General features: G+C 64.4%; 4 protein-coding genes. All 4 read left to right on the top strand.

The window, feature by feature from the left end; translation table 11 throughout:
• On the top strand, positions 1-247 hold a 247-nt coding region (locus EN738_RS36000; RefSeq protein WP_210214097.1), incomplete at its 5' end, for a hypothetical protein.
• 452 nt (positions 248-699) lie between these two features.
• A complete protein-coding gene (locus EN738_RS31290; RefSeq protein ID WP_127286973.1) occupies positions 700-1,662 on the top strand; it encodes a sugar-binding protein in 963 nt (320 codons plus the stop codon).
• A 115-nt stretch (positions 1,663-1,777) separates the two neighbouring features.
• Entirely contained in the window at positions 1,778-3,349 is a 1,572-nt protein-coding gene (locus EN738_RS31295; RefSeq protein WP_127286974.1) for a sugar ABC transporter ATP-binding protein, read from the top strand.
• Positions 3,346-4,341 (top strand): ABC transporter permease, encoded by a 996-nt coding sequence (locus EN738_RS31300; protein ID WP_127286975.1) that lies wholly within the window; start codon positions 3,346-3,348, stop codon positions 4,339-4,341. Before EN738_RS31295 ends, EN738_RS31300 begins: the two co-directional genes overlap by 4 nt.
• The last annotated feature ends 194 nt before the right edge of the window (positions 4,342-4,535 follow it).

The following is a 4,535-nucleotide window of genomic DNA, read 5'->3' on the forward strand; positions in this document are numbered from 1 at the left end:
TCATGGTGACGCGGCCCTTGGGCCTGGCGGCGCGTCGCCTGGACGCCTCCGGGGGATCGCGCAATTCCGTCGGTTCGCTCATGGTCGTTTTCCCAAACCCGGCCAGTTGTTAAGCAAAGGCCGGCAGCAACGGCAAGATGGCTTTCGTGGAAGCGCATTTATCGAAATGCAGCTTGATTATAACTATTACCAAACGCGACGTATTCCGCGCCAGCCGCGTCGCACGCCGACGAAACGACCGGACTAGGTCAGCAAAGCTGACGATTTCCTTTAGAATTTCCTCGCGATGGCCCGCTTTGCCGCTGGCGCTCTTCTTCCTCCTTGCGCTCTGCTTTGGCTGCCAGATCTCCCGCCCGGCTGTATCGGCCATCCTCAATAACTAATACTATTTACTAATAGCTGTAAGCGTTCTACTGTCAACTCGTCGTTACCGGATCCGGGCTTCCGGCTGGTGGCGTCAAGGCGTGCGATGCGGTGCGCCATCGGGCCGGCAAGCCGCCGGAAGAGGGTCGCCGCACACTCACGAAAATGTCAGACAAATCGGACTATTTACGAACTGCGAATGAGTGTCTAGTGTCTCGGTCGCGGCTGGATTGGCGCCATTTCAAGGTTGCCGGATCTGGGGCCAAACCCTTGAGGAGAGGGGTGCCCGCGCCGCAAGCGACACATTCTGTCTGTGTTTCAAAAGGGAGGTTGAACATGAAATCTGTGATCCGAACTGCGTCCATCGCCGCCGCGGCCCTGGCGCTCGGCCTGTCGGCGAGCGCGATCGCGCGCGCCGACGACAAGCCGACGCTGGCCTTCGTCGTCAACGGCGCATCCGACTTCTGGAAGGCGGCGGAAGCCGGCGTGAAGAAGGCGCAAGGCGAGCTGCCGGACTACAATCTGGAGCTGAAATATCCGGAGCAGTCGTCCGTCGCCATCCAGCAGCGGCTGATGGATGACCTGGTGACGGCCGGCGTCAAGGGCATCATGGTCTCCGCCGTCGACCCCAAGACCTCGACCGACGGGCTGAACAAGATCGCGTCCCAGACGGCGCTGTTCACCACCGACTCGGACGCCCCGCAGACCAAGCGCGTCGCCTATATCGGCTCGTCCAACGTCGATGCCGGCAAGCAGGCGGCCGAGATCGCCAAGAAGGCGATGCCGGACGGCGGCAAGTGCCTCGGCTTCGTCGGCCTGCTCGGCGCCGACAACGCCAAGGAACGCATCCAGGGCATGAAGGACGGACTCGCCGGCACCAAGATCGAACTGGTGGACGTGCGCGGCGACGACATCGACCAGGCACGCGCCAAGAAGAACGTCGAGGACGCGCTGGTCGCCAGCCCCGACATCACCTGCATGGTCGGCTTCTATTCCTACAACACGCCGCGCATCTATGAGGCGCTGCGCGACGCCGGCAAGCTCGGCCAGATCACCGTCGTCGGCTTCGATGACGATCCGATCACGCTGGGCGGCGTCAAGGAAGGCACCGTTGCCGCCACCGTGGTGCAGCAGCCGTTCGAGTGGGCCTATCAGGGCATGAAGCTGATGGCCGCCTATCTCAAGGGCGACAAGTCGGGCATCCCGGAGGGCGGCCTGATCATCGTGCCGACCAAGATCATCGGCAAGGACGATGTCGACGCCTACGCCGCGAACCTCAAGGCGATGGCCGGCAAGTAGGACGACGCCCGTTTCGCCGGCTCAGGGATCTGCCTTGAGCCGGCGATCATATTGACGGGCCCGCGAAGGCCCGTCAGTCTGAGGCCAAAACGCCCACCGGCTGCTGTCAGGCGTGATGAATTATTCCGACGTATCCATTGCTCAATCCGCAATCGCTCCGTTCCTGAGCCTGGACGGCGTGCGCAAGACCTATCCCGGCGTGGTGGCGCTGGACGGCTTTTCCATGGAGGTGCGGCCGGGCGAGGTGATCGGCCTGGTCGGCGAAAACGGCGCCGGCAAATCGACGCTGATGAAGATCCTCGGCGGCGTGACGCGGCCGGATACCGGCACCATCACCGTCGATGGCGTCGCGCATGATGGGCTCACCGTCGAGGCCAGCATCGGTTCCGGCATTGCCTTCGTGCACCAGGAACTCAACCTGTTCGAGAACCTCGACGTCGCCGCCAACATCTTCTTCGGCCGCGAGCCGCTGAAGGCTGGGCCGCTGAAGCTCGTCGACCGCTCGAAGCTGCGCGAGATGGTGGCGCCGCTGCTGAAGCGCGTCGGCGCCAATTTCTCAGCCGACGCGCCGGTCGCCTCGCTGTCGCTCGCCCAGCAGCAGATGGTCGAGATCGCCAAGGCGCTGTCGATCAAGGCGCGGCTGGTGATCCTCGACGAGCCGACATCCAGCCTGCCGATCGCCGAGACCGAGAAGCTGCTCGACGTCATCAAGGCGCTGAAGGCGGAAGCCATCAGCGTCATCTTCATCTCGCACCGGCTGCACGAGGTCGAACGCGTCGCCGACCGCGTCGTCGTGCTGCGCGACGGCATGCTCGCCGGCACGCTGCCGAAAAACCAGATCAATCACGACCAGATGGTCAAGCTGATGATCGGCCGCATGCTGAAGGAACGCGAGCGGGTCTCGGATTCCGCGCATGCGCCGGGTGGCACGGCACTCTCGGCCAGGGCGGTGCGCACCAGCGCCTATCCGGAACGCCCGGTCGATCTGGACGTCCGCCACGGCGAAATCCTCGGTTTTGCCGGGTTGGTCGGTTCCGGCCGCACCGAGCTGGCGCGGGTGCTGTTCGGCATCGACGAGCGCTTCGGCGGCAGCGTGACGCTGGATGGCAAGACGCTGAAGCTCGGTTCGGCCGCCGACGCTGTCGCGAGCGGCATCTTCCTGGTGCCGGAGGACCGCAAGCTGACCGGCATCCTGCTCGACCTCTCGATCGCCGAGAACATCTCGCTGCCCAACCTGCCGGCGCATGCGAAGCATCAGCTGGTCTCGACCAGCGCCGAGATCGCCACCGCCGAGAAGCAGAAGAGCAATCTCGGCATCAAGGCGCCGTCGGTCGCGACCCGCACCGGCACGCTGTCGGGCGGCAACCAACAGAAGGTGGTGCTGGCCAAATGGCTGGCGATGAACCCCAAGGTGATGATCCTCGACGAACCGACGCGCGGCATCGACATCGGCGCCAAGGCCGAGATCTACGGCCTGATGCGGGCGCTGGCCGACGCCGGCGTCGCGGTGCTGATGATCTCCAGCGACATGGAAGAAGTGATCGGGGTGTCGGACCGCATCGCAGTCATGCATGAGGGGCAGATATCCGGCATCCTCGAGAAGGACGACTTCAGCCAGGAGAACGTGCTTCGGCTGGCGGTGGGCAAGAAGCCGCTGCCGGCCCAGGCGGTGGGAGGAGCGCAATGAGCAAGAAAGATCTCGGCCTGCTGGTGCTGATCCTGGTGGTCGGCGCGGTGGTGACGGCCATCAACCCGCGCTTCCTGTTGCCGATCAATCTTGCCAACACCTCCAACCTGATCGGCCTGTTCGGCATCCTGTCGATCGGCCAGGCCTTCGTCATCATCACCGGCGGCATCGAGCTCTCGGTCGGCTCGGTGGTCGCGCTGCTCGGCACGCTGTTCATCGACTTCATCGCCGTGCGCGAGCTGGACTGGCCGCTGGCCTTCGTGCTGATCATCGCGCTCGGCGCGATCATCGGCCTGGTGCATGGCTGGCTGATCACGCGGCTGAAGCTGCAGCCCTTCGTGGTGACGCTGTGCGGCTTGCTCATCTACCGCGGCGTGGCGCGCTTCTACACCGCCGACGGCACGGCCGGCTTCGCCTTCGGCCAGAATTTCCCGGACCTCGAATTCCTCACCGCCGGACGCAGCTACGGCGTGCCGAACAGCTTCATCGCGCTGATCATCATCGCCATCGTCATGTGGGTGGTGCTGCACCGCTCGGTATTCGGGCGCTATCTGTACGCCATCGGCAAGAACGAGGAAGCGGCGAAATATTCGGGCATTCGCACGGGCCGCATCGTCATGGCGGCCTACGTCATCTGCGGCGTGCTGACGGCGCTGTCGGCGATCTACTTCGCCATGTACACGCGCTCGATCTCGCCGGCGAGCCACGGCCAGTTCTACGAGCTCTATGCCATTGCCGCCGCCGTGCTCGGCGGCTTCTCGCTGCGCGGCGGCGAAGGCTCGCTGATCGGCGTCATCCTCGGCACGGTGCTGCTGCAGGAGCTGCAGAACCTCGTCAACCTGCTCGGCATCCCGTCCTCGCTGAACTTCGCCGTGATGGGCGGGGTGATCCTGATCGGCGTGCTCGTCGACCAGCAATGGGGCGTGTTCCGGGCGCGGCGGCAGATGATCGACGCGACGCGCAGGAACGTCGCCGGCGCACCGGCGGAGTAGCTTCCTTCGTTCGAGTTCGGCAGGCAGCGGGCAGTTTCAACTTCGCGTGATGCCACCCTTTTTCGGACGTTGGCGCTGCCCCTCACCTGCCTGCCGGCATCCTTGTAACTTGTCCCTTGCCGACTCTGCTATTGCAGCAGGTGCGGTGGCGGACGAGAGACCGGAGCATCTTTGGGCCTTGAAGCCCGTGGGAG

This window comes from Mesorhizobium sp. M4B.F.Ca.ET.017.02.2.1, assembly GCF_003998955.1.
GTDB lineage: Bacteria > Pseudomonadota > Alphaproteobacteria > Rhizobiales > Rhizobiaceae > Mesorhizobium > Mesorhizobium abyssinicae.

Coding starts and splice junctions, on each gene's coding strand:
- EN738_RS31290 (WP_127286973.1), top strand. CDS start 700: ATGAAATCTGTGATCCGAACTGCGTCCATCGCCGCCGCGGCCCTGGCG.
- EN738_RS31295 (WP_127286974.1), top strand. CDS start 1,778: ATGAATTATTCCGACGTATCCATTGCTCAATCCGCAATCGCTCCGTTC.
- EN738_RS31300 (WP_127286975.1), top strand. CDS start 3,346: ATGAGCAAGAAAGATCTCGGCCTGCTGGTGCTGATCCTGGTGGTCGGC.